The organism is Streptomyces sp. NPDC025784 (genome assembly GCF_055558435.1).
Map to the genome: position 1 here is coordinate 25,297 of NZ_JBVHMN010000025.1, position 22,370 is coordinate 47,666.

A 22,370-nucleotide genomic window follows, 5' to 3' on the forward strand; every position below is an offset into this window, starting at 1 on the left:
CCGTCGTGGGGCAGCGACCGGCTCGCCTCACCCCTGTACGGCAACAACGCCGACAGCCCGGACGGCGTCGCCCCCGCCCTCGTCATCACCTGCGAACCCGACCTGCTGCGCGGCGAAGGCGCGCGCCACGCCGAAAGGCTGGGCCGCCGACACCCTCCTGGAACACCGCGAGTTCAAGGGCCTCGACCACGCCTTCACCGTCCTCACCGAGGAAACCGGTCGCACCCGCGAGATGTGCGACCTCATCGCCGAGCAGATCGCCAAGATCCCGGCCCACCAGCCCGCCGGGACGGTCGCCGCTCGCAGCGCCCGTCCCGGCGGGACCCCACTCCTCCCCTCCTCCACAGAAATGAGCACCCTCATGTCCAAAGTCTGGTTCGTCACCGGCAGCTCCCGCGGCCTTGGCCGCGCCATCGTCGAAACCGCCCTCAAGGCCGGCGACCAGGTGGTCGCCACCGCCCGCAAGCCCGCCCAACTCGACGGCCAGGTCGCCCAGTACGGCGAGCGGATCCTGGCCCTGGCGCCCTCGATGTCACCGACGACGACCAGGTGCAGCGGGCCGTCCAGGAGGGCGTGAAGACCTTCGGCCGCCTGGACGTCGTGGTCAACAACGCCGGCTACGGCGACATCGCCTCCGTCACAGTCTCCTGGAGCACACCCGGTCAGCCGCTGGCCCGTACCCGGAGGGAGGCCGTGAACAATCTTGCCGTCACCCTCGGTCTTCACCGTCGCGATGGTGGAATCATCGCAGACCAGGCGTGGTCGACGGCCGGCCTGGATCTGCTGCGATCCGGACCGCCGTGGCGAACGATCCGCCGGCACCAGTGACAGAGGCACCACACGACAGGCAGGCCCAGGAAACATGAGTGATCCGGTCGAGCACGACGCCGCCCCGCTCGACGCGTCCGTCGACGCGCTGTCCGACGTACTGGACCTGATCCATCTGCGCGGCGAGGCGCTGACCGTCGTCCGCGCGGTCGGAGGGACCGACATCCGCCATGTGCGAGGAGAGAGGCTGCTGCACATCGTCGAGCAGGGTTCTGTGGAACTCGTCGTCGACGAGGGCGTGCAGCAGCGACTCGGACAGGGAGACATGGCGTTGCCGGCGACCGGCACACCGGTTGAGGTCGGTCGACGGCGCTGCCTGGATGACCGGCCGCTTCCTCGTCGAGGAGAACGCGGCCTCCCCGCTGCTCGCGGCACTGCCACCCGTCATCGTCCTGCGCGGTTCCGACGCCGGGCTGGACTGGTTGCCGCTCAGCGCCGGCCTGCTCGCGGCCGAGATCGCCGACCCGAGCGCCGGGTCGAGGGCCATGGCGTCCCGGCTCCTCGATCTGCTGTTCATCAAGGCACTGAGGGCATGGTCCGCCGCTGATGGAGCGGGCGGCAGCCCAGGGTGGCTGACCGTGGCGCTCGACCGTTCGCTCGGACCTGCTTTGTGGGCCATCCATCGCCGCCCCAAACAGCCCTGGTCCGTGGAGGAACTGGCCGACCTCGCCTCGATGTCCCGGGCTGCGTTCGCTGCGCGCTTCACCCGACTCGTGGGCGATCCACCCGCCCGCTACCTGGCCCGGCTGCGTCTGGCGCGCGCAGCCGACCGGCTCGCGACCACCACCGAAGCAGTCGGCTCGATCGGCAGGACGGTGGGATACGACTCCGAAGCGGCGTTCTCCAGGGCCTTCACCCGCGAGTACGGCGCGGCTCCACGCGTTTGGCGCGTCTCCCGGAAGGGATGGCCGCTGCGCCGCACGAGGGGACCTGTGGTGCCACGGGTCGGCCAGTGCGGCCTGCTGAGCGTTTGGGCACAGAAATGCAGCGAATCGATCACTCCACTTGGTCCGTCGTCTCAATAGCGTTCCTGTCGTCGGCGGAGGGCCGACGAGTTGCGGCGTCCGAGCCCGCAACTGAAGGACGAGCCGGCCGACGGCAGTTCCGGTCGCCGGGCCGGAGAGAATCGGGTGACGTCGATGGAACGGGAAGCAGCCGCAGACACGGTCGTGCTCATTCATGGCCTGTGGATGACGCCGCTGTCGTGGGAGCACTGGGTCACTCGCTACGAGCAGCGCGGCCTGAAGGTCGTCACCCCCGGCCTTGCGAGAAGGCAAATTCTCCTGGCCAGTCCTGGCCACAGCAGCCATTGGCTTCTCACTCGCTGCTGTGACGATCGGCCTCCTCGCGGCGCACTCGGCACGCCGCGCCGCGCCCTCCTGGCGACCCGAAGCAGACTGAGAAAGGCGCGGATCATTTCGAGTGACGTCGCTAATCGGGCCCTGGGACTGGCTTCTCCCTGTACCAGACCGGGATACGGCCGTTCCTGTTCGCGTGCGGCATGGAAACGCTCGTACGCCTCGAAGTCGCCCTTGGCGATCAGCGCGGAGGGTGACGACGACCTCGGCGCCGTTGAGGACCAGTCGATGACGCACGCCGGACAGGGCGACGATACAAGGACCGCATCGGTAGCACGCTCTCGGGCGGCCAGGGCAACCTCGCCGACACCTACACCATCGGCTCCCTGTGCCGCCACGGTCCGTTCCGGCCCGCGGGGCTCCTACGCTTCCGGGCATGGTGGACCCCGAGGTGCTGGAACGGATCGCCGCGCGCCGCGCGGAACTGGACGGGCTGGAAGAACAGCTGATCAACCAGCTGGAGCAGGTGAGGGCCGAGCGGGACGAACTCGCGGTCACCGAGCGGGTCCTGGCGCGGATGAGCGAGCAGATCGCTGGGGAGCGCGCTGCCGTCGCACCGGCGTCGGCGCAGGTCGGCGGGCGTGCGGTGCTGCTGGTCCCGTACCGCGGCGACAGCCCGGATGAGGCCGCACTTCCCGGTGACTACTGCCGGATCCTGGCGATCGTGCGGGCCGCCGGCGGTCCGGTGCAGGTGCGGGCGGTGGGCGAAGAACTGGGCCTTCAGGTGGAGGTGCGCGGGAAGCTGGAGCCGTTGCGGGCGAAGCTGGTCAAGCTCGCGGACCGCGGCTGGCTGCACAAGCGCGCCGACGGGAAGTTCACCGCGCGCCTGTAGCCGTGCTGGCCCGGCATACCGCAGTGGCGTAACTGAAGGGCCCCCGACGGCAGTTGAGTTTGGTGTGAAGAAAAACAACAGCCTCGCCGAGAGCCCCGACGGTCTTGTCTACACCGCCCGCCTGCCGCTGTCGAGCGCCACCTTGAGCTGGCTCGCCGACCTGATACGCGGCCACTGCAAGAAGATCGGATCGCGGTGGCGGGCCCTGTCCGCGGGGAAGATCGCCGGGATCGTGCTCGCCGTGCTGCGCTGTGACCAGCGGCCCGGCGACCTGGCCGACGGAAACGGGGTGCACCGCACCACGGTGTCCCGGTGGGTGCGGGAAGCCGTCGGGCTGATGGCCGCCCGCGCCCCGCGCCTGGACCGTGCGCTGAAGAAGATCGGTCGATCGGGTGGCGGGGTGGTCCTGCTGGACGGCTCCTTGATCCGCACCCGCCGCCGCACCGGGACCGAGAACCGGAAGAACTACTCCGGTAAGCACAAGTGCCACGGCCTGCTCGTGATCGCGCTCACCGACGACAAAGGCCGCCTGGTCTGGGTGAGCGCGATCCGACCCGGACGCACCTCAGAGATCACCGCCTGCCGCCACGACAAACTCACCGCCCATCTGCGCGCGGCCGGCCTCGGCGCAATCGCCGACCTGGGTTCGTCGGCCTCGACGACAGCGGCCCGGGCGCCGACCTGACGGTGATCACCGGCTACAAGGCGGCCCGCAACCGGCCCCTGACCAGGGGCCAGAAGCTGTCCAACAAGGCACTGGCCGCGGTCCGGGCGCCGGTCGAGCACGGCTTCGCCCACCTGAAGAACTGGCGCGTGCTCGGCAAGGTCCGCACCGACCCGAAGTGGGCAACCGCGCTGGTACGAGCCCTGCTGGTCCTGACGAACCGCGAAGTCGCCCGCTGACCGACGATCAACACCGAAGTCATCGGCCCGCAACCAGCGTGAACACCCCGACGCCTACGCACACCAGGCCCGTGACCTGCTATTTCACGATGCACACCGCCCAATGAGCTGTGACTGGCCGCCAGTTGGCACTCGAGCCGTTAATCGACACCATGAGCGCGGTATCTGACAGGTGAACCGGCAGGGGGCGCGGACGGTGGGGGCGAATCGTGGCACTGTGCTTTGAACTGGTGATGGACTTCGGCAGCGACGTCCAGGCGGCCCGGGCGGCGGCGTCCATCGAGCCGTGGCCGTACACGCTCCGCGCGGGCGCCTTCCGGATCCCGCTGCATCGGCCCATGCTGTCGACAGCCGGGACCACTGCGCAGCTCAGCGTCCTGCCGGTGGCTGTCGGCCGTGGCGTTGCAGCCGACGGCAGTCTGCCGCGGTTCGACCTCACCGAGTCCGAGCTGACGGAACTCGGCTGTGGTCTCTACAGGTTGCTCGCGCGTTTCGAGGGCTACGTCGCTGCCATGGTGGGCTGGGATCCGGAGTGTCTTCTCGACATCGACGAACTGGCATCCGAATGGTCGGAGGAACTCGCCGACGGCACCCTGTCCCGCCTCATTCTCGCCGATCACCTCCGTACCCGTCTCACCTTGGGCCCGGATTGGGTTCCCTTCCGACCCGGCTACGTGTGGCTCCCCTATCCGGAGCGGTGATCCCCGGCCGACGGTATCCGTCGGAACTGGGGCGACGCCCTGTGCGAGGTGCGCCAGTTGTGAACCAGATGGTCGAGAACGGCCGGCCGGCGTCGGTGCCGGGCTGTTCCGAGGGTCTGGTCGGCCGTCGCGAACCGGCAGCCTGCGCCGATCCGCTCCGCGGTGCTCTCCCGCCGTCTTCCGGTCGTCACGCCGAGGGCTGCCCCTCCTCGCATGCCGACCCTGGCGTCAGAGCACCGCGGCCGATGCTGCCGCCGGCCTTCCGATGGTCAGTGGCTACGGGCCGTTCCGATCCTCCGCACGGGCCGTTCGGGCTGCTCGGGCGGAATCAGCTGGCGGGATCGCCGAACCAGCGCGAGAGGTGGCCGTCCAGGTCCCGCTGATCGTCGCCGATCCAGGCGACGTGGCCGTCGGGGCGCAGCAGGAGGCACGGAACATCCAGTGCTGCAGTGGGATCCGCGAGGTAGTCGACCCGGTCCGACCAGCCACCTACCGTCAGGCGTTCGGTGCGGTCCAGCAGCAGGCCGCGGCCGCGATGCAGCAGACCGTAGAGGTGGCCCTGTTCCACGTCGATGTCGCGCAGGCGGCGGCCGAGCAGGTCGGGGCCCTCGCCGAAGTCGTAGCGGATGCCGATCGCGGTGATCTTCTCGATGAGATAACGGTTCACCTCGTCGAAGTCCATCAGTTCGGTGAGCAGCCTGCGCACGGCCTGCGGGCCCGGTTCCGTGGAGTGCAGTTCCATCTGGGCACGGGTGTTGTCCAGCACGTCCTCGGCGACCGGACGGCGTTCGGCCTGGTAGGTGTCGAGCAATGTTTCCGGCGCCCAGCCGCGGATCTGTGCGGCCAGTTTCCAGCCGAGGTTGAATGCGTCCTGAACGCCGAGATTGAGGCCCTGTCCGCCGGTGGGTGGATGGATGTGTGCCGCGTCGCCGGCCAGCAGCACCCGCCCCACCCGATAGCGTTCGGCCAGCCGGGTGGCATCCCCGAAGCGGGACAACCAGCGCGGGGAGTGCACGCCGAAATCGGTTCCGGCGATGGCGCGCAGCTGTTGCTCGAAGTCCTCAAGGACGGGCGGCTCTGCGCGATCACTGACTCCCGCGGCAGGGACTACGACGCCATATGTGCCTTTGCCGAAGGGCCTGATACTGAATCGCTTGTCGGTCTGCTGGATTTCGGTCACCTTGGCCGCTATCTCCTCCTGCGGCACACCCACTTCCATCTCACCCATCAGCGTCTCGGTCCGCGAAGGCTCACCGGGGAAGCCGACGCCGAGCAGTTTGCGCACCGTACTGCGCCCGCCGTCACAGCCGACGAGATAGCGCGAACGCAACTGTTCGCCTCGCCGGCCGGCTACGCCCTCACCGGCCAGCTCGACGGTCACGCCCTCGTCGTCCTGCTCGAAATCGACCACCGCGCAACCGCGCCGGACCTGCGCACCCAGTTGCGTCGCATGTTCCTCGAGCAGGCGAACGATGACCGGCTGCGGGATGCCCAGCAGATAGGCGTGCGCGGAATCCAGGTTCCGGGGCGCGGGTTTGTCGATGGCGGCGAAGAATCCGCCGGCCGGACGCTGTCTTCCGTGTGCGCGGATGCGGTCCAGCAGTCCGCGCATCGCCATCAGTTCGAGACTGCGCATGTGCAGACCGACGATGCGGACGAACGACACGGGCTCGGTTTCCTTCTCCAGAACGAGAACCCGCACATCGTGCAGCCGTAGTTCGGCGGCCAGCATCGCACCGGCCGGCCCGCACCCGGCGATGACGACGTCGAACATGAGGGGCGCGCGATCCGCGCCGGAGGCCGACGACGGGGGTCCGGGAACGTCGCTCACGGTGGAGTCGCGCTCCACCGTCCCGCTCGACGACGGCTCGGAGGTGAACTGCGAGGAGTCCATGGGTGTTGCCTTTCGGGAGTGCCTTGTTGTGGAGGCGCTCCCGGCGACACCTACGTCAGTCGCCGGCCGTGACGGGAAGGGGGAGCACCCACGTCGATACTGCGTTCATGGGTCTCACCTCCTCGGGCGAAGTCGCGGTCCACTGCAAGCTACAAGCCCGAGCATCACCCCGTCCAATCGTTTCCCCGGCTCTGGCACCAGCCGGAGAGACGGTCTCATGTGCAGTCGTAGACGGTGACGGCGATGTCGCGGGCGCCCAAGGTCTTCCTGATGATCGGCTCGATGCGTTCCCACTTGCCGCCGGCGAGGCCGCAGCCGATGCGGGGCATGTGAACAGAGGCCTCGTCGGCGAGGGCGTGCTCGGCGACGGCGCGCAGGCAGCTTTCCACGGCGTCGTATCGGATGGGCGGACCGCCGCTCCCCGTCTTCATCCCGCGCTGCGCGACCATGTTCGCGACCCGGATGTCGGATCGGACGCGGACCATCTGTACTGCTCCGAGGGCGAAGTCGTTACCGGCGCGCTCGCGGTGCCAGCGGCGGTACTCGCGCTCCGGTTCGAGCCAGTGACGCGAGACCGCCAGGACGAATCCCTTGCCCCATCCGCCGAGGTCATTGCAGATATGGGCGATGATCTTCGGACCCTTCGCCTGGGGATTGGTCGCGTCGCCTGCGACGATCTTCAACGGTTTCACGGAGTCATGGTCGCCCGGCCCCGGATGCGAGGCCAATGCTTTTCTCCGGACGCTGACCGAACCGCCCCTGACCACGGGTACGCCGCGGGATCGGACCGGACGCCCTTGGCCTTGCAGCCGCCTTCGACGTCGGTGAACACCGCAGTGCGCCGCCCGTGGCGCCATGGCCGTCCTCGCCGTCGAACAGAACCAGTGGCCCTTGTCGGCCGGGCTGGTTGGCGTTACCGGCTGATCAGCGGCAAGGCGGGAAAGGTGTGGCTCTGCCAGATCAGGCGGGAGGCCTCCTGGGGGTAGGCAGTGACAGTCGAGAAGGTGTCGAAGCGCTGGACGAGGCGTTGATCGGAGTTGTACACGGGCCAGCCAGGGTCGCCGTGGGCGGCGAACGAAGCCCATGCGGCGCGCATTCGGGTGGACAGTGCCTCTGCCTCCGGAGAGGGTGGATCGCCGATGAGCGCGGCGGGCTGGCCACGGTCCAGATTGCCGAAGACGAATGGTACGTCGAGGCCGTGACAGGCGCCGAGGGCTCCGCCCATGCCCGGAGCCGACCAGGCCAGCTCGTAGACATGCGCACGGCCGCCGGCAGCCGTCTGGGCCTCGGCGAGGTGGAGCGACGGCATGCGGAACAGCCAGTCGGAGTGGACCAGTTCGTACAGCTCATCCGGGCCTGCCGCGGGGAAGGCGTCGCGATAGCGTTGCGCGCCGTCCGGGCCGGGTGCGAAGACCTGGAGGGCGCTCACCGCCTGCTTCTCGCCGACTTCGCCGAGCAGACCGTCGAGGGCGGTGAACAGCCGGTGCTCGTCGCGGGTGTGGCCGACGAGGAGTTCGACGTCGCGGCCGGCGCCGTCGCGCAGCGCCTGCCACGGTGTGGCGGCCAGGACGTCGCCGTCGACGACGGGCGAGAAGAGGATCGCTCTGTGCGCGGGCCGACCCCAGCGGTCCGCCCACTGGTCCATCGCGGCGCCGACCGTGTCGGCGGCGGCGGAGAGACGGTGTGGCGCAACGCCGGACAGATCGGCCGCCGTTGGCCGCAGCCCGAGTTCGGCGGCGCACGCGCCGGTGATGTCCGCGGCGAGCTCCGGTGAGAAGAACGTGCCTGGCACACTCTGCGCGACGGCCCGGCGAAAGAGTCCGGCCGCGCGGTCCATCGCCAGCAGCGCGGCGATGGATCCGCCACCGGCGGACTGGCCGAACACCGTGACTCGTTCGGGATCGCCGCCGAAGGCCCGGATGTTGTCGCGTACCCACGCGAGAGCGGCGACCTGATCGAGCAGCCCGCGGTTGGCAGGAGCCCCCTCGATCTGCGCGAAGCCTTCCATACCCACGCGGTAGTTGAACGTCACCACGACGACGTCGTTGTCCCGTGCCAGCCGGCCACCGTCGTATTCGGGAAGGCCGGACGTACCGATCACGTAGGCGCCGCCCTGGATCCACACCATCACCGGCAGCCTTGCTCCCGGGTCGAGTTCGGGCGACCAGACGTTGACCGTCAGCCAGTCGTCGCCGGCGTCCTGCGGCAGCTCGTTCATGCCGAAGTGGCCACCCTGTGGGGGTGGGGGGCCGTACGAGACGGCCTCCCGGACCCCGCTCCAGCTCCGTGCCGGTCGCGGCGCGGCGAAGCGCAATACGCCGACCGGGGGCTCGGCGAACGGAATGCCACGGAAAACCGCCACACCCTCCTCCCGGACACCGCGCAGTCTTCCAGCTGCCGCACGGACTTCGGGCCGGGACTCGGACGGCGTGGACTCGGCGGCAGTCATCACGACTTCCTCTCAGGCGGACGAAGGGGTCTCGGGGCGGCCCCGGACCCTGCGGATCATCCACCGCGCGCGGGTGCCGCGCCAGCGAAATAGGGCTGACTCGGACTGCTGGGCCAGAGGTCGGCTGGCTGGTGTCGGTCGGCTCGACCGTCGTCCGTGCCCGCCGGCACGCCACCGGAACCGCACCCGCCCGTGCGCGAAGAGGCGAGCTTCGGCGACCCGGACCGCCCATGTCATGCCGGGCTCACAGACCCTGTTGAGGGCGCCCCGTCGAGGGAGCGCACCCCACTGTCTACCGGGTGCCGTTGTCGGCGAACGTCCACACGGCACGGCTGCCCGGGCCGACGACGAGCGTCGACCGACCGATCCGCTCCACATGCCGGTCCATCAAGGGCCGGTCGAGTGACATGTCGATCTGCCGCAACCCTGCCTGTTCGCGCGGGACGGCGTCGAACCGAATCGTGGTGCCGCCACGCTCAGCCACAACACCCCCATCCGTCACGGTCCGGACGGCGAACCCGCAGGCCCGCAGGAGCGGCACGGTGTCCGCGAGGTCGCCCTCGGTGACCGCGAGGCGGACCGACGTCACGTCACGCATCAGGTGGGTGCGGTAGTCGTCGGACAGGTAACGCTCCCGGCCGACGTCACCGGGAGAACTCGCCGGCTCGGTGTTGCTGCGAGGATCGGCGAAGTACTCCGGTCGGTACTCCATCGCCCAGGCTCCGAAGGCGTCGTACTCGGTGGTGGTGAGGACGGCGTCGAACCACGGCACGGGCACGCCGTCACCGAAGTCCCGGGTCTGGAGGAATTCGACGGGATCGGCGACACCTTCGTCCTTCAACCGCTCGGTGACGGTCGCCAGGTCTTCCGCTCGTTCGGTCGACAGGCCCAGTCCGGCGGAGCCGAGCGTGCCGTCCTGGCCGGCGATGTCGCCGACACCGAACAGTTCCAGGTAGGTCTCTCGGCCCATCAGATAACGACCGGTCCAGGTCTGTCCGCCGGTACCGGTCGTGGTGCGGACCTGGAAGTTGGCGAAGTCCGGAAGGTAGTCGGAGTGCTCGATGGCATCGGCGGTCTCCCGGTCGAGGACTCCGTAGGAGTGGTTGTAGAACAACAGTTGCCGGTCGTAGGAGGTCCGGCTCCCCTCCGCCTGCGCGGTCCCCACGCCACCGCCGATCGCTCCGGCGAGGACCACAGCGAACACGATGATCATCCGTAATGTCCGGCGAATCAGCATGCGGGAGATCGTAGGACGGGGACGATGCGGTTGCTGTTCCTTTTGATCCAGGCCGAAATGCTTGACACTTGGTGATCGGCGAGCCGCTGCTCCCCCACCAGGGACGACCGCTGATACGCCCGCCGCGGACCGGGTCCGAGGCCTGGCCCTTTCACACAGGAGGAATGCTTCATGAATGACTGGCCCTTGACGCTCATGGCGGTACACGCCCACCCCGACGATGAGGCCACGGGAACTGGAGGTGTCCTTGCCCGGTACGCGGCGGAGGGCATTCGCACGGTCCTTGTGACGTGTACCGACGGCGCTTGCGGTGACGGACCGGGTGGTGTCAAGCCGGGCGATCCCGAACACGACCCGGCGGCGGTCGCGTTGATGCGGCGTCAAGAACTCGAAGCCAGCTGCGAAGTCCTGAAGGTCGGTCATCTGGAGATGCTGGACTATGCCGACTCCGGGATGATGGGCTGGCCGGCCAATGACGCCCCCGGATCCTTCTGGCAGACGCCCGTCGAGGAGGCTGCCGCCCGACTTGCGGACCTTGTGCGGCTCTACCAGCCCGATGTGGTCGTCACCTACGACGAGAACGGCTTCTATGGCCACCCGGACCACATCCAGGCCAATCGCATCACGATGGCGGCGCTGGCGATGACCGAGGTGACGCCGAAGGTGTACTGGACGACGGCGCCCCGCTCGATGATGCAGCGGTTCGGCGAGATCATGCGCGAGTTCGGTGCGGACGCGCAGGAGCCGGATCCCGCCGAGGCCGCCGCGATCGCCGAGATCGGACTCCCCGACGAGGAGATCACCACCTGGGTGGACACCACCGCGTTCGGTGGCCAGAAGTTCGACGCGCTGGCGGCGCACGCCAGCCAGGGCGAGAACATCTTCTTCCTCAGGATGGGCCAGGAGAGGTTCACCGAGTTGATGGGCGTCGAGACCTTCGTACGTGTCCAGGACACCACCGGCGCGGCCGTGCCCGAAAGCGACCTCTTCGCCGGACTCCGCTGATCAGCCGGCCCACCGGGACCCGAGAGGACGTCCTCGGGGAGGGAGCGGGTCATGAGGACGGCAAGGGCTGCTCCGTCCAGACGGTCTTGCCGTCGTGGCTGTAGCGGGTGCCCCACCGCTCGGTGAGCTGTGCGACCAGGAAGAGCCCGCGCCCGCCCTCGTCCGTGTTGAGGGCCCTACGGAGGTGCGGGGAAGTGTGGCTGGTGTCGGACACCTCGCAGATCAGGCATTGCGCACGGACGAGGCGCAGGGTGATGGGGCCGGCCGCGTACCGGTAGGCGTTGGTGACGAGCTCGCTGGCGACCAGTTCGGTGGTGAAGGTCAGTTCCGTCAGCCCCCATTCGGTCAGTTGCGCCGTGGCCAGCTCCCTGGCACGGGCAGCGGCGGTCGCCTCCAGGGGGAGCTCCCACGAGGCGACATTCTCCGGCGGCAGCACCCGGGTACGGGCGATGAGCAGCGCGATGTCGTCGCTGGGAAGGTGTCCGACGGGCAGCAGCCCTTCGACCACGGCTTGGCAGGTGCGGTCCAAAGGGTCGGCGGGGCGGGCGAGACCTGCGCTCAGATTCTCCAGCGCGGCGTCGATGTCACCGCTGCGCGCCTCCAGGAGGCCGTTGGTGAACAGCGTGAGCAGGCTGCCCTCGGGGAGGTCGAGGTCGCACGTTTCGAACGGCAGTCCCCCCAGGCCGAGCGGCGGCCCCGCGGGCAGGTCGAGCATGGTCACCTGGCCGTCCGGAGTGGACACCAGCGGTGCCGGGTGGCCGGCGCGTGCCAAGGAGCAGCGCCGGGAGACCGGGTCGTAGACCGCGTAGAGGCAGGTGGCTCCGAGCACCTGCTCCACCGCCGACCGGCTGCCGTCGGCGTTCGCCTCCAGCTCGGCGGCCAGCAGGCCGACCAGATCGTCCAGCCGGGCGACCACCTCGTCCGGTTCCAGATCGAGACTGGCCAGGGTGCGCACGGCGGCGCGCAGGCGGCCCATCGAGGCCGCAGCGTGGATCCCGTGGCCGACCACGTCTCCCACGACGAGGGCGACCCGGGCCCCTGACAACGGGATCACGTCGAACCAGTCACCGCCGATGCCCGGTTCACCGCTCGCCGGCAGGTATCGGCAGGCCACCTCGACGGCCGGCAGGTCGGACGCCGCGCTCGGCAGCAGACTGCGCTGCAGCGTCAGGGCGGCGCTCTGCTGCTGGGTGAAGCGGCGGGCGTTGTCGATGCAGACGGCGGCGCGCGAGGAGAACTCCTGGGCCACCGCGGCGTCGTCATCCTCGAAGGGCTCCGAATGGCGAGCTCGCCACAGGCTCACCACCCCCAGTGCCAGGCCACGCGCCACCAGGGGCACCGCGATCAGCGAATGAACGCCGAGACCCAAGGCGACCTCGACCCGTCGCCGGTCCATTGCGTACCACTCGGGGCGAAGGGACAGCAGTCGTTCGAGAATCGTGCGGCGCTCGGCCAGGCATCGCGCCTGCGGAGACTCCGGAAGGAGCGGGACCACCTCGCCCTCCTGGAACGGGACCCGGTGTTCCGGAGGCGCGAGGGCTACCCGGAACAGGGAACCTCTCAAACCCCGGGGCGGTTCGTCACCGACCGTCACCGGCTCCAGAAGGTCCACCGAGCAGTAGTCGGCCAAGCCCTGAACAGCCACCTCGGCCAGTTCCCGAGCCGTCTTTGTCACGTCCAGCGAGGTTCCGATACGGGCGCTCGCCTCGTTCAACAGCGTGAGTCTGCGTCGGGCCCGGTAGCGCTGAGTGACGTCCTCGATCGTCTCGGCGACACCGAGAACCCGGCCCGAGGAGTCTTCCATCCGGAATCCTGAGACGGACACCATCCGTTCCCGACCCGGATCATGCCGCGTCCGGGCCGACTGCTCCGTGAAGATCCACGGCTGGCCGGTCTCCAGGATCTGTCGCACCCGCTCCTCGGCCGGACCTGCGTCCTCGTCGACCATGAATTCGCGGGGACGGCGGCCCACCGGCGCCTCGGCAGGGACGCCGCTCGCCTTTTCGATCGCGCGGTTGACCCGAATCACTCTCATGTCCGGGCCGTAGGTGACCAGACCGATCGGGGACCGGCGGTACAGGCCGTCCAGCAGCGCACGGTCCCGCTGCCAGGCAATGACCTCCGCGGCAGGAGCACCGACCAGGATCCACTCCTGAGCGTCCCCGTCACGGATGGTCGCACGGGCCCGAAAGCCCATCTCCACACGCTGTCCGTCGCGGTGCCGGATGGGCAGGACTCCGAACCAGCCCCCCGCCCTCATGGCGTCCACGACGACGGACCGCGCGGCGGGCAGGTCACGGGCGTCGACCAGGAGGTCCTGCCATGCCCGTCCGATCACTTCCTTGGCCGTATAGCCCAGCAGTTCCTGCGCACGTGGGCTCCAGCCGACCACTGTGCCGTGATCGTCGAGCACTGCCGAGGCGCCATGCCCCAGGGCGAACGGATCCTCCGGACTCTCGCTGAAAAGCATCGACGGCGTCCCCATAGCCTCCACCTTGCCTCCGTGCCTCCGATATTCCTCTCCCCGGTCCCGGTCCGCGACTCTCGCGTCCTCTCGGCTCGGCGGCTCGGTGGTCCCGTGTTCCGGCGGGGGCGGCAAGGCGACGCTGAGCGCCTGCAAGGAATGGGGCCACTGTCCGGGAGTACACCGTCACGCAGGTCGCCGAGGCGACCGTCTCGGTCGCCGACGAGCGTCGGGCACGACGCCTACCAGTTCGCGCCATCGCCCAGCGGCTGCTCGCAGACGACGCCGAGCTTCCCCGTCCCGAGGAGGTGCGGACGGTCACGCTCGTTCTGCGCGGCCACATGATGGTGGTGATCCCGTACGGGGAACGAGCGACGCCGCAGCGGCCCGAAGTCGACGTCCCGCGTCACTGCGCACTCGCCTGTGTCGGCGAGGCACCACTCAGGCACGGCCGGCCGCGCGAGTGCCCCGCCGATCCGGGCACTCACCTAGGCCGGCTCGGCTACGGCGGCCCGTGCCATGGCGACGAAGCGCGGTATCAGGGGGTGACCGGCGTTTGAGGGATAGACCAGGTTGAGCGGGACAGTCGGTGCGTCCGGGATGGCGAGAAATGACACGAAGGAGTGGACGTGCTGCCGACCGACGAACTCGGGGACGATCCCTACTCCCTTGTTGGCGGCGACAGCTTCGAGCCATTCGTCGAAATTGCTGCACACCACGGAGATGCCGGGCCGATGGTCGGTCGGCCAGTCGGTCAAGTCGGTGGTGCCGCTCACCTCGTTGATGACGAGTTGTTGATCGGCGATCTCCCGCCAGCTGATCTCGTGCCGCTCGGCGAGTTCGGAGCGTGTGGAGACCGCCGCGACTCTCCGTTCGTGCAACAGGGTGACAGCTTCCATGCCCGGGGCCCTCAGCCGCCCTCTCAGGATCGCGATGTCGGCGTCCCCGCGGTCCACTCCTGCGAGCTTCGCGTCATGGCGGTGTGCTTGCACGGAGACACCGGTCTCTTCCTCGAAGTGTGCGATGACTTCTTGCGGCCAGCCGGTGGGGAAGCCCCATGCGAAGCCCACGCGGAAGGTGTCGTCGTCCGGTTCGAGACGCAGTGCCGCCTCCATTTGCGGCAGCAGGACCTGGAGGCGGTCGTAGAGGGTCTCGCCTGCCTGCGTGAGGGTCACTTGCCGGGTGGTCCGTTCCAGAAGTCGTCGTCCGAGCAATGTCTCCAGGCGGCGGATGTTCCGACTGAGTGTCGGCTGGGACACGTTCATGCGCTTCGCGGCACGGGTGAAGTGTTTCTCGTCTGCGAGGGCCAGGAACCCGCGCAGGTGGTGTAACTCGATGCTCATGGAGAGCAGCATATGAAGTGCCCCGAAAGCACCTTTCGCGGTGCCGGATGCGCCTCGATGCCGCGATGACAACGCAGCTGACCCCTGTCCGCAAGATTCTAAGGTATGCCCTGCTCCGACGATCATCACCCCCTGGCCTCAGAGGGTGTGACGGATTCTCAGATGGCGCAGAGTTCATGGGAACTTGACCGTGGGGGCGTACGTCGGTCATGCACGGGTTGCCGGTCCGACGCTGCCCTCTTTTCGCTGAAGCCGTGTCGGACCGGCGTCCGTCATGTGCAGGACGTCAGTCGAGATACTCCTCGTCCGTCATGTGTTCCTGCCATTCGGTCGGTCCGTCCGTGACGGCGATGTGGGTCATGAATGTGCCCGGCGTGGCGCCGTGCCAGTGTTCCTCGCCCGGGTGGCAGATCACCGTGTCTCCGGCCCTGATCTCCTGGCGTTCGCCTCCCCGGGACTGCACGAAGCCGACGCCTTCCGTGACGTGGAGCACCTGGCCCGCCGGATGCCTGTGCCAGGCGCTGCGGGAACCGGGCGTGAAGAGCACGTTGCGCACCTCGGCGTTGGCGGTGGCTCCGATGCGCGGCCACAGCCAGACGTCGCCGGAGAAGCGATCGTCGGGGCCCTTGGTCGCGTCGCCCGGGTGCCGGTTGACGTCCATGTGCGAGCTCCTTCTTGAGTGATCGGTCGTGACGGGTGGTTGATGAGAGGGTCGTAGCGCTCAGCCCCTCGGTGGGCGGCGCGCGCGGGTCGGTTCAGTCCGTGACGGCGGTCCTGGCCGCCCCGGATTTGCCCGCGAACAGGATGAGCACGGAGGCGGTGACCGAGAGTGCTGCCAGAACGGCGTTGGTGGTGTTGAACGCGCCCTGGGGCGTCCCGCGGCTTGCGGCCAGGTCGAGGTACACGGTGCCGAAGACGGCCACTCCCAGGGTTCCGCCGACCTGCAGCGTCGTGTTGAACAGGCCGCTGACGTCGGGGGCGAAGCGGGCTTCGACGGATTCGGTCAGGTGGGTCAGGGTGCCGCTGAAGGCCGCGCCGTAGCCGATGCCGCCGACGGCGAGCAGGGCGGTCAGCCAGGCGGTGCTGTGGGCTCCGGCTGCCATCCCGGCGAAGGCGATCGCCATCAGGAGTCCTCCCGCCGGTGCGGCGAGCTTCCTGACGCGTGCCGGCAGTCGGCCGAGGATCGGTCCGACCAGGGCGAACGTCGCCACCCAGGCGATGGGGATCAGACCGGAGTAGGCGGCACTGCGGCCGAGTCCCTGTTGCAGGTAGAGAGCGAGGACGAACAGGAGCGCGAAGTAGCCGGCGCGGGTGGCGGCCTGGGAGACCAGTGCGAGGGCGACGTGCTTGCGGGCGAGCAGGGCGACGTTCATCAGCGCACTGCCCCCGCGCCGCGCGATGCTCTGCTCGACTCTCGCGAAGAGCACGAGCGCCGGCAGAGAGGCGGCCAGGCACAGCCACGTCCACAGCGGCCAGCCCGCGTCCCGCCCGAGCACGAGAGGGGTCACCAGCAGGAACAGGCCGACTGAGAGCAGGCCGACACCGCGCATGTCGAGCTTCGTGTCCCGTGCGGTCTCGTCGTGGGGCAGGAAGGCGAGCGAGGTGACCAGCAGGACGATGCCGATCGGCACGTTGATCAGGAAGATCGGCCGCCATCCGGTGCCCAGGATGTCCGCCTGGACGAGGATGCCGCCCAGGGCCTGGCCGATGACGGAGCTGGCCCCGAGGACGCCGGTGTACGCGCCGAGGGCCCGCCGTCGGGCGGCTCCGTCGAAGTGCACCTGGATGCTCGTCAGGACCTGGGCGACCATCAGGGCCGCCCCGATGCCCTGCACGAGTCGCATCCCGACCAGTGTGGCGCTGTCGGGCGCGAGTCCGCAGGCGAGCGAGGACAGGGTGAAGACGGCGAGGCCCCACAGATAGGCCCGCCGTCTGCCGCGGATCTCGCCCAGCCGGGCACCGGTGATCAGCAGCATGGCGTAGGCGAGGGTGTACCCCGAGACGATGAGTTCCAGTTGGCCGCCGGAGGCGTGCAGGCGGTCGCGGATGGACGGGATGGCGACGTTGACCACCGCGATGTCCACGTTTCCGAGGAACATCCCGCCCAGGAGCGAGGCCAGCATCAGGCCCTGACGTCTGGCGCGCCGCGTCGACTGCCCCTGACGGGTCCCGGTGCGGGCCGGCTCGTGTGCGACTGACGTGTTCAAGGAATCCACCCCGGGATTGTAACTACTAGTATGTACAGTCGCAATCGATCGACGCTGCGCGCGACTGTCGGACACGGGGGCCAGGGACCGAACAGGCCCCCGGCCTCGTACTTGAGGACGCGTCAGACCGCGTCCCGCTGCACCAGTTGGAACTGGATTCCGTCGGATGTCTCGGGCCGCGTCCACGCGTTGAGGTTCGGGCCGACCGGGACGGGCTCACTCGTGGTGAACCCGACACCGAGGCCCTGGACCGCCTCGATGATCCTGGGCACGTCGTCGACCTCGACACCGATGTGCTCCAGGCGGGCCTGGTTGCCGTCACCGAGCCGTCGCCGGCGCGCCTCCTCGGTGGTGGGCTCGATGAGTTCGATCAGGCCGTCCCCGCACCGGTAGAACGCGATCCTCACACTGCGCTCGGGCACGTCCTGTGCCCGTTCCAGACGCATCCCCAGGCTCTCAAGGAACGCCCTCGCGTCGTCGATGTCGTCGACGACCACACCGATGTGGTCGATGCGCTTGAACATGTACGCCTCCTGATGTCGGGCGGTCGTCTACGGGTGCTCTTCGGAGAAGTTGTTGTGGATCGCCGCCAGTTGAGGCAGGTTCGAAAGGTTGAGCAGCAGCAGATCCTCACTCCCGTCGGGGTTTTCGAAGTGATGCGTCGACCAGGCCGGGATGAGGAGGATGTCGCCCTCGCCGAGCTCGACGGACTCTCCCGTCTCGTCGAAAATCACGGTGCCCGCGCCGGACCGGGCGAAATAGAGGTGCCACCAGGAATGCGAGTGCGCCGTGGTGCGGTCACCGGGGCGCACGGCCTGGAAGGTCATCGACGTACCCGGGACGATCTCGTGGCCGCCCCCGGGCGCGGCCAGGGTGAGCGTGCCGTACTCCGTGTGTTCGGCGGCTTCGAGTTCCTTGGCCAGGCGATCCCAGGGCCACACGATCGGGGACGGATGGTGGCGCACATGGCGTTTGCGGAACTCAGGGTACGGAAACTGACTGCCGTTCTGCACGGGCATGCTGGTCCTCCTGGAGCGGGTCGTCCCGGTGTCGGATGTGGTCGAACATGTCGCGTACGCAGGTGTCGGCGTCGGTGGCGAACTGGGAGGTCAGTCCCTGCCGGGGCAGTGCATGGGTGTAGAACCGCGGTCCCTCGACCGGACAACCGAGCGCCCAGGCAGCGGAAAGTGGTTGGCCGACCGCTGTGACGGGCCGGCCTTGTTCGTCGATGTCGATGCCGCCCGGCTGGTACGTGCCGTTCGTGTAGGGGCGCACGAGGCCTCGATCCAGAAGGTTGCGGATCAGCGGTGACCTGTCGCGCTCCGGGTGGAAGGCGTCGAGACGCGCGATGACCAGCGCGTCGGCATGGCGTACTTCGGTTTCTGCGGTGTACGTGGTCCGGATCGCGAATCGCGCCGCCTCCTGGTCCAGGACCACGGTGCTTCCGGGGCCGCCTGCCAGGTCCACGATCCCGGCCCGCATCAGTGCGAGGAGTTGGTGGTTGCGGTGCCGTGGCGGGCCGAAGGAAACCCGGTTCATGACCGGCACGTAGGTCGAGTTGAACGTCCGGTGCGAGGGCGGGGTGAGCCCCGAGAACTCGACGGCTTCCCGCAGGCTCGCCCTGGTGTCACGGATGACATCGGTGGCGGCCTTGACGGGGCTGCTCCGGTTGCCGCGCTCCGCCTGCGCCAGATCGCTGACGACGTGGTCGACGAAGAAGCGCTCGAACGCGTCGTGGTCCGCGAAGGTGCGCCCGCGCAGCGGGTCGACGATGTCCTCGACGGCGAGCCGGTCGTCCGGGGTGAACTCGTACTCCTCGGGCGGGACATGACGCTGTTCCGCGGCCGCGCGATAGGCGTACCCCATCTCCTTCAGCAGGAGCGGAAGGAGATCCCCCACGAAATCGAGTCGGGGATCGTCACGGCGCTGGATCGCCTGCTCTCGAAGGCGTCGTACCGCTTCCTTGGTGAAGAACCGAGGTTCGTGCTGCCCTGTGAGGCCCTTCTGGTTCACCCCGCGCGCGCTGAACGGCAGGCACTGGCGGGAGAACAGCTGGATCTTGGGCTCACGCCCGCTGGAGCGGTACTCCATGTCCCGCCCCGCGCCGTGGAACAAGCCGCCGCGGCCGACCGTGAGTTCGGAGATGACGTCGTGTGCGGTCAGTCCGAACCCCTGGACCGCGACGGTGGTGCCGGGGGCGATCTCCTGCAGCCGGTCCACCGGATAGGGGGTCGAACGGTAGACCAGCCGGGGGTTGCGCACGGCGCCGCGTCGGGCGAACTCCTCGTACGCCCGGTCCTCTGCGCTGGGGATCCGTTCGCTGTGTCCGGTGGTGAGGAAGACGTAGTCGCTGGGGAGCGTGTAGCCCTTCTCCAGATGAACGGCGAAGCCTGCGCCGCCGCGCGCCTCGATGTCCACCGCGCGGTCACGGTGGTGCACGACACGGATCTGTGACGGCAAGGTGCGCAGCGTCTCGTCGAAGACCCAGCTGAGGTAGCCGCCGAGCATCTGTCGGGGCAGATAGGCGTGTTCGCTCAACGGATCGCCGGCATCGTCGCCCGTCGGGAGGAACACTCCCCCGAAATCCCGGTAACCCGCCGTCGCCGCCCACTCGGTGAACGAGGGGCCGGTGTCGTCGCTGAACATGGTCACCTGGCTGGCGACGGTGTTGGTCAGCAGGTGGGAGGGCTGGCGTGCGGGATGGGAACCCTGGCCGCCGTCGCCCGGGTCGATGAGGTGCACCTCCAGCGTGCGGCCGGCGGGTAACCGGTCCGCGAGCTGCGACATCCGCTGCAGGATGCTCAGGCCGCGTGGGCCGACCCCGACGACCGACACCGTCAGGGCCGTCATCGCGCGGCTCCACCGACCGCCGCGGTGGCGGCGATTCCGTCGAGGACCGGTTCGTGCAGACAGACCCAGTCAGGCGCTCCCGGGAGCTGGGGGAATCGCCGCGCCACTTCGGGGTCGTGTCCGGGAACGATGTGGTCGTCGCCGTCCGCCAGGGCCTCGATCCGGTCGTAGCCCTCCAGCATGGGCGTGAGGTGGTCGAGGATGGGGAAGGGGCTGCGCAGGCGGATGTTGGCCCACAGATGGCTCGCGTCACTCGCCAGCACGACCCAGCCCCGTGCGGTGGGCACGCGCACGACCTGGGTGCCCGGCGTGTGGCCCGGTACCGGATGCACCGTGACGCCGGGAATGATCTCGGCCTCGCCCCGGTGGAGGACGAGCTGGTCCTCGAACAGCCCCTGGACTGCGGCCTGCACGTTGACGGGTTCGAAGGGCTTGCGCACGATGTGGTGGCGCATCGCCGGCCCGGTGCAGAACCGCAGCTCCTCCTCCTGCAGGTGGATGCGTGCGTGCGGGAAGCGGTCCAGGTTCCCGGCATGGTCGTAGTGCATGTGGGTGATCACCACGTCCTCGACGTCGTGCGCCTGCGTGCCGAGGTCGGCCAGCGCCTCGACGGGGTCGCGGAAGAGGGTGCGTTTGCGGCGTCGCGCCATCGGTTCGGGGAATCCGGTGTCCACCAGCAGGAAATGCCGGTCGTTGCGGATGACCCACAGGTAGAAGTCCATCGGCATGTCGCTGCCCGGGGTGAACTGCCCCTCGTCGACCAGGAAGTTGTCCCGTGCGGGCCGATCAGGGTGCGTGCCGAACCGCAGTGCGAGGACTTCGTAGGTGTTCTCCGCCATGCCGATCACGCCCCCACCAGGTCGAGCGGCCGGCCGGCGACGGGGGACTCGGCTGCCGCCGTCTCCTTCTCGAAGAAGAACCTGCTCTCACCGAAGGCGGGAACGAGCTGGTCGAACCAGGTGGCCGCGGGGTCGAACCTGGCGTAGAAGGGTCGGCGGACGATGCCGTCCTGGCGCGCCTGCAGGAACTGCAGGGCGAACACCTTCTCCCCGCGGATCGTGGGGACGCCGTCGATGAGGACCTTTCCCGGGAACGCGCTCATCGACGGTCCCCGAACCGTGCGGGACAGACCGGAGACAGAGCCGTAGGCGGTGCGGAAGATGTCGTACGCCTCGGCCAGCGGCAGCTCGAAGTACGCGCGGGCCCCGGTGTCACGCTCGACGAACATGTAGTACGGGACGGCTCCCAGCTTCACGCCCTGGGTCCACAGCTCTCGCCAGGCGCCCGGGTCGTCGTTGATGTGCCGCAGGACAGGGGACTGCATGCGGACCACGGCACCGCTCGCCGTGATGCGCCGCAGCGCGTTCTGTGCGAGGGCGGGACGCAGTTCGGCCGGGTGGTTGTAGTGGCCCATCAGCGCGAGGTGCTTCCCGGCGGCCACCACGCGTGCGAACAGGCGGAGCAGGTCGTCGGCGTCGGCGTCGCTGACGAAGCGCTGGGGCCAGTAGCCCACGGCCTTCGTGCCGATCCTGATGTTCTGGATGTGGTCCAGCTCGGCCGACAGGAGGGGCTCCAGGTACCGTTCGAGCGTGGCCGTCCGCATGATCATGGGGTCGCCGCCGGTGATGAGCACGTCGGTGACCTCGGGGTGCTGCTTGAGGTAGGCGACCAGTCCGGCAGCGTCCCGGGCGGCGAAGTGCAGGTCGTCCTCTTTGATGAACTGCGGCCATCGGAAGCAGAAGGTGCAGTAGGCGTGGCAGGTCTGGCCGGCGCTCGGGAAGAAGAGGACCGTCTGCGGGTACTTGTGCTGGATGCCGGGGACGACGTCGCCGTCCAGTTCGGGCACGTTGTGCGTCAGTTGGCCGGCGGGATGCGGATTCATGCGCGAGCGGACCACATGGATCTGCTTGGCCAACCGCTGCTTGTCGCCCGACCGGAGCAGGTCGCGCAGGGTGACGTAGTCGTCGGGTTCCAGCATCGACCGATGCGGGAAATTGAGCCGGAATATCGGGTCGTCGGGTATGGAGTCCCAGTCGATGAGTTCATCGAGGACGTACTGGTTGGTCCTGAAGGGCAGGACGTGCGAAACGACGTCGACCGCCTCACGGAGGTCGGGCGGAATCAGCTCCCATTGCGGTGCCCGCTGAATCGAGGAGCGGTTGTAGGGCTTGTACGTGGCAGGGCTGGAGTCACTCATGTGAATTCCCCGTCCGGATGGCGGAAGTTGCCTTCAAGGTCACGGCGAGACGGGGCGAACGGGGAACGACCGGCTGGTCGATGACCACGTGGATGCAAGCTC

The 22,370-nt window shown here is 68.8% G+C and carries 23 protein-coding genes and 1 pseudogene; 10 read left to right on the forward strand and 14 right to left on the reverse strand.

Translation table 11 applies throughout. From position 1 onward, the window contains the following. Window positions 1-27 precede the first annotated feature (27 nt). A complete protein-coding gene (locus tag ACZ4IF_RS38845) occupies window positions 28-363 on the reverse strand; it encodes a hypothetical protein (RefSeq protein ID WP_467572080.1) in 336 nt (111 codons plus the stop codon). Between ACZ4IF_RS38845 and ACZ4IF_RS38850 the strand changes: the two genes are divergently transcribed. From ACZ4IF_RS38850 to ACZ4IF_RS38885, 8 genes and pseudogenes are all read left to right on the forward strand, one after another. Next, window positions 362-577, forward strand: coding sequence for an SDR family NAD(P)-dependent oxidoreductase (locus tag ACZ4IF_RS38850; protein ID WP_467572083.1), 216 nt, complete (start codon window positions 362-364; stop codon window positions 575-577). The genes ACZ4IF_RS38845 and ACZ4IF_RS38850 overlap by 2 nt on opposite strands. Next, the gene (locus ACZ4IF_RS38855; protein WP_467572086.1) at window positions 550-828 is read left to right on the forward strand and encodes a hypothetical protein; all 279 of its coding nucleotides are present in this window, start codon (window positions 550-552) and stop codon (window positions 826-828) included. Before ACZ4IF_RS38850 ends, ACZ4IF_RS38855 begins: the two co-directional genes overlap by 28 nt. A 34-nt stretch (window positions 829-862) precedes the next feature. Then, window positions 863-1,307, forward strand: a pseudogene (locus ACZ4IF_RS38860) (cupin domain-containing protein); the annotation flags it as partial. Window positions 1,308-1,313: 6 nt separating this feature from the next. Further along, entirely contained in the window at window positions 1,314-1,853 is a 540-nt protein-coding gene (locus ACZ4IF_RS38865; protein WP_467572385.1) for a helix-turn-helix domain-containing protein, read from the forward strand. 709 nt (window positions 1,854-2,562) lie between these two features. After that, on the forward strand, window positions 2,563-3,018 hold the full coding sequence (locus ACZ4IF_RS38870; protein WP_467572089.1) for a hypothetical protein: 456 nt from the start codon (window positions 2,563-2,565) through the stop codon (window positions 3,016-3,018). Between the two features lie 64 nt (window positions 3,019-3,082). Continuing rightward, the gene (locus ACZ4IF_RS38875; RefSeq protein WP_467572092.1) at window positions 3,083-3,703 is read left to right on the forward strand and encodes a transposase family protein; all 621 of its coding nucleotides are present in this window, start codon (window positions 3,083-3,085) and stop codon (window positions 3,701-3,703) included. Window positions 3,704-3,705: 2 nt separating this feature from the next. Further along, complete coding sequence (locus ACZ4IF_RS38880; RefSeq protein ID WP_467572095.1) at window positions 3,706-3,921, forward strand: transposase family protein; 216 nt, start codon at window positions 3,706-3,708, stop codon at window positions 3,919-3,921. A 233-nt stretch (window positions 3,922-4,154) separates the two neighbouring features. After that, the gene (locus ACZ4IF_RS38885) at window positions 4,155-4,622 is read left to right on the forward strand and encodes a hypothetical protein (RefSeq protein ID WP_467572098.1); all 468 of its coding nucleotides are present in this window, start codon (window positions 4,155-4,157) and stop codon (window positions 4,620-4,622) included. A 328-nt stretch (window positions 4,623-4,950) separates the two neighbouring features. Here the strand turns inward: ACZ4IF_RS38885 and rox are convergent, their stop codons facing one another. From rox to ACZ4IF_RS38905, 4 genes are all read right to left on the reverse strand, one after another. Then, window positions 4,951-6,516: a rifampin monooxygenase gene (gene rox / locus ACZ4IF_RS38890; RefSeq protein ID WP_467572101.1), complete on the reverse strand. Its 1,566-nt coding sequence runs from the start codon at window positions 6,514-6,516 to the stop codon at window positions 4,951-4,953. A 215-nt stretch (window positions 6,517-6,731) separates the two neighbouring features. Then, window positions 6,732-7,208, reverse strand: a complete 477-nt coding sequence (locus tag ACZ4IF_RS38895; protein ID WP_467572104.1) for a macro domain-containing protein — start codon at window positions 7,206-7,208, stop codon at window positions 6,732-6,734. Window positions 7,209-7,429: 221 nt separating this feature from the next. After that, window positions 7,430-8,965, reverse strand: coding sequence for a carboxylesterase/lipase family protein (locus ACZ4IF_RS38900; RefSeq protein WP_467572107.1), 1,536 nt, complete (start codon window positions 8,963-8,965; stop codon window positions 7,430-7,432). 292 nt (window positions 8,966-9,257) lie between these two features. Further along, entirely contained in the window at window positions 9,258-10,178 is a 921-nt protein-coding gene (locus ACZ4IF_RS38905) for a DUF5829 family protein (RefSeq protein ID WP_467572388.1), read from the reverse strand. A gap of 195 nt (window positions 10,179-10,373) precedes the next feature. On the opposite strand from ACZ4IF_RS38905, the gene ACZ4IF_RS38910 reads away from it, so the two are divergent. Then, window positions 10,374-11,207, forward strand: a complete 834-nt coding sequence (locus tag ACZ4IF_RS38910; protein WP_467572110.1) for a PIG-L family deacetylase — start codon at window positions 10,374-10,376, stop codon at window positions 11,205-11,207. Between the two features lie 49 nt (window positions 11,208-11,256). Here the strand turns inward: ACZ4IF_RS38910 and ACZ4IF_RS38915 are convergent, their stop codons facing one another. Continuing rightward, window positions 11,257-13,677 (reverse strand): SpoIIE family protein phosphatase, encoded by a 2,421-nt coding sequence (locus ACZ4IF_RS38915; RefSeq protein WP_467572112.1) that lies wholly within the window; start codon window positions 13,675-13,677, stop codon window positions 11,257-11,259. Between the two features lie 302 nt (window positions 13,678-13,979). Between ACZ4IF_RS38915 and ACZ4IF_RS38920 the strand changes: the two genes are divergently transcribed. Next, window positions 13,980-14,231 carry a DUF6415 family natural product biosynthesis protein gene (locus ACZ4IF_RS38920; protein WP_467572114.1) on the forward strand — a complete coding sequence of 84 codons (252 nt, stop codon included), beginning with the start codon at window positions 13,980-13,982 and terminating at the stop codon, window positions 14,229-14,231. On the opposite strand, the gene ACZ4IF_RS38925 is transcribed toward ACZ4IF_RS38920, so the two are convergent. The 8 genes from ACZ4IF_RS38925 to ACZ4IF_RS38960 form a co-directional block, all read right to left on the reverse strand. Continuing rightward, window positions 14,160-15,014, reverse strand: a complete 855-nt coding sequence (locus ACZ4IF_RS38925; protein ID WP_467572116.1) for a LysR family transcriptional regulator — start codon at window positions 15,012-15,014, stop codon at window positions 14,160-14,162. The genes ACZ4IF_RS38920 and ACZ4IF_RS38925 overlap by 72 nt on opposite strands. 286 nt (window positions 15,015-15,300) lie before the next feature. Further along, window positions 15,301-15,675, reverse strand: a complete 375-nt coding sequence (locus ACZ4IF_RS38930; RefSeq protein WP_467572118.1) for a (R)-mandelonitrile lyase — start codon at window positions 15,673-15,675, stop codon at window positions 15,301-15,303. Between the two features lie 94 nt (window positions 15,676-15,769). Continuing rightward, window positions 15,770-17,230, reverse strand: a complete 1,461-nt coding sequence (locus tag ACZ4IF_RS38935) for an MFS transporter (RefSeq protein ID WP_467572121.1) — start codon at window positions 17,228-17,230, stop codon at window positions 15,770-15,772. A gap of 113 nt (window positions 17,231-17,343) precedes the next feature. Next, window positions 17,344-17,745 (reverse strand): VOC family protein, encoded by a 402-nt coding sequence (locus ACZ4IF_RS38940; protein WP_467572124.1) that lies wholly within the window; start codon window positions 17,743-17,745, stop codon window positions 17,344-17,346. 27 nt (window positions 17,746-17,772) lie between these two features. Continuing rightward, entirely contained in the window at window positions 17,773-18,240 is a 468-nt protein-coding gene (locus ACZ4IF_RS38945; RefSeq protein WP_467572126.1) for a cupin domain-containing protein, read from the reverse strand. Continuing rightward, window positions 18,203-20,071 (reverse strand): FAD/NAD(P)-binding protein, encoded by a 1,869-nt coding sequence (locus tag ACZ4IF_RS38950; RefSeq protein WP_467572129.1) that lies wholly within the window; start codon window positions 20,069-20,071, stop codon window positions 18,203-18,205. Before ACZ4IF_RS38950 ends, ACZ4IF_RS38945 begins: the two co-directional genes overlap by 38 nt. After that, window positions 20,068-20,910 (reverse strand): N-acyl homoserine lactonase family protein, encoded by an 843-nt coding sequence (locus ACZ4IF_RS38955; RefSeq protein WP_467572391.1) that lies wholly within the window; start codon window positions 20,908-20,910, stop codon window positions 20,068-20,070. The genes ACZ4IF_RS38950 and ACZ4IF_RS38955 overlap by 4 nt, the downstream gene beginning before the upstream one ends. 5 nt (window positions 20,911-20,915) lie before the next feature. Beyond that, window positions 20,916-22,268 (reverse strand): KamA family radical SAM protein, encoded by a 1,353-nt coding sequence (locus ACZ4IF_RS38960; protein WP_467572131.1) that lies wholly within the window; start codon window positions 22,266-22,268, stop codon window positions 20,916-20,918. Window positions 22,269-22,370: the final 102 nt, after the last annotated feature.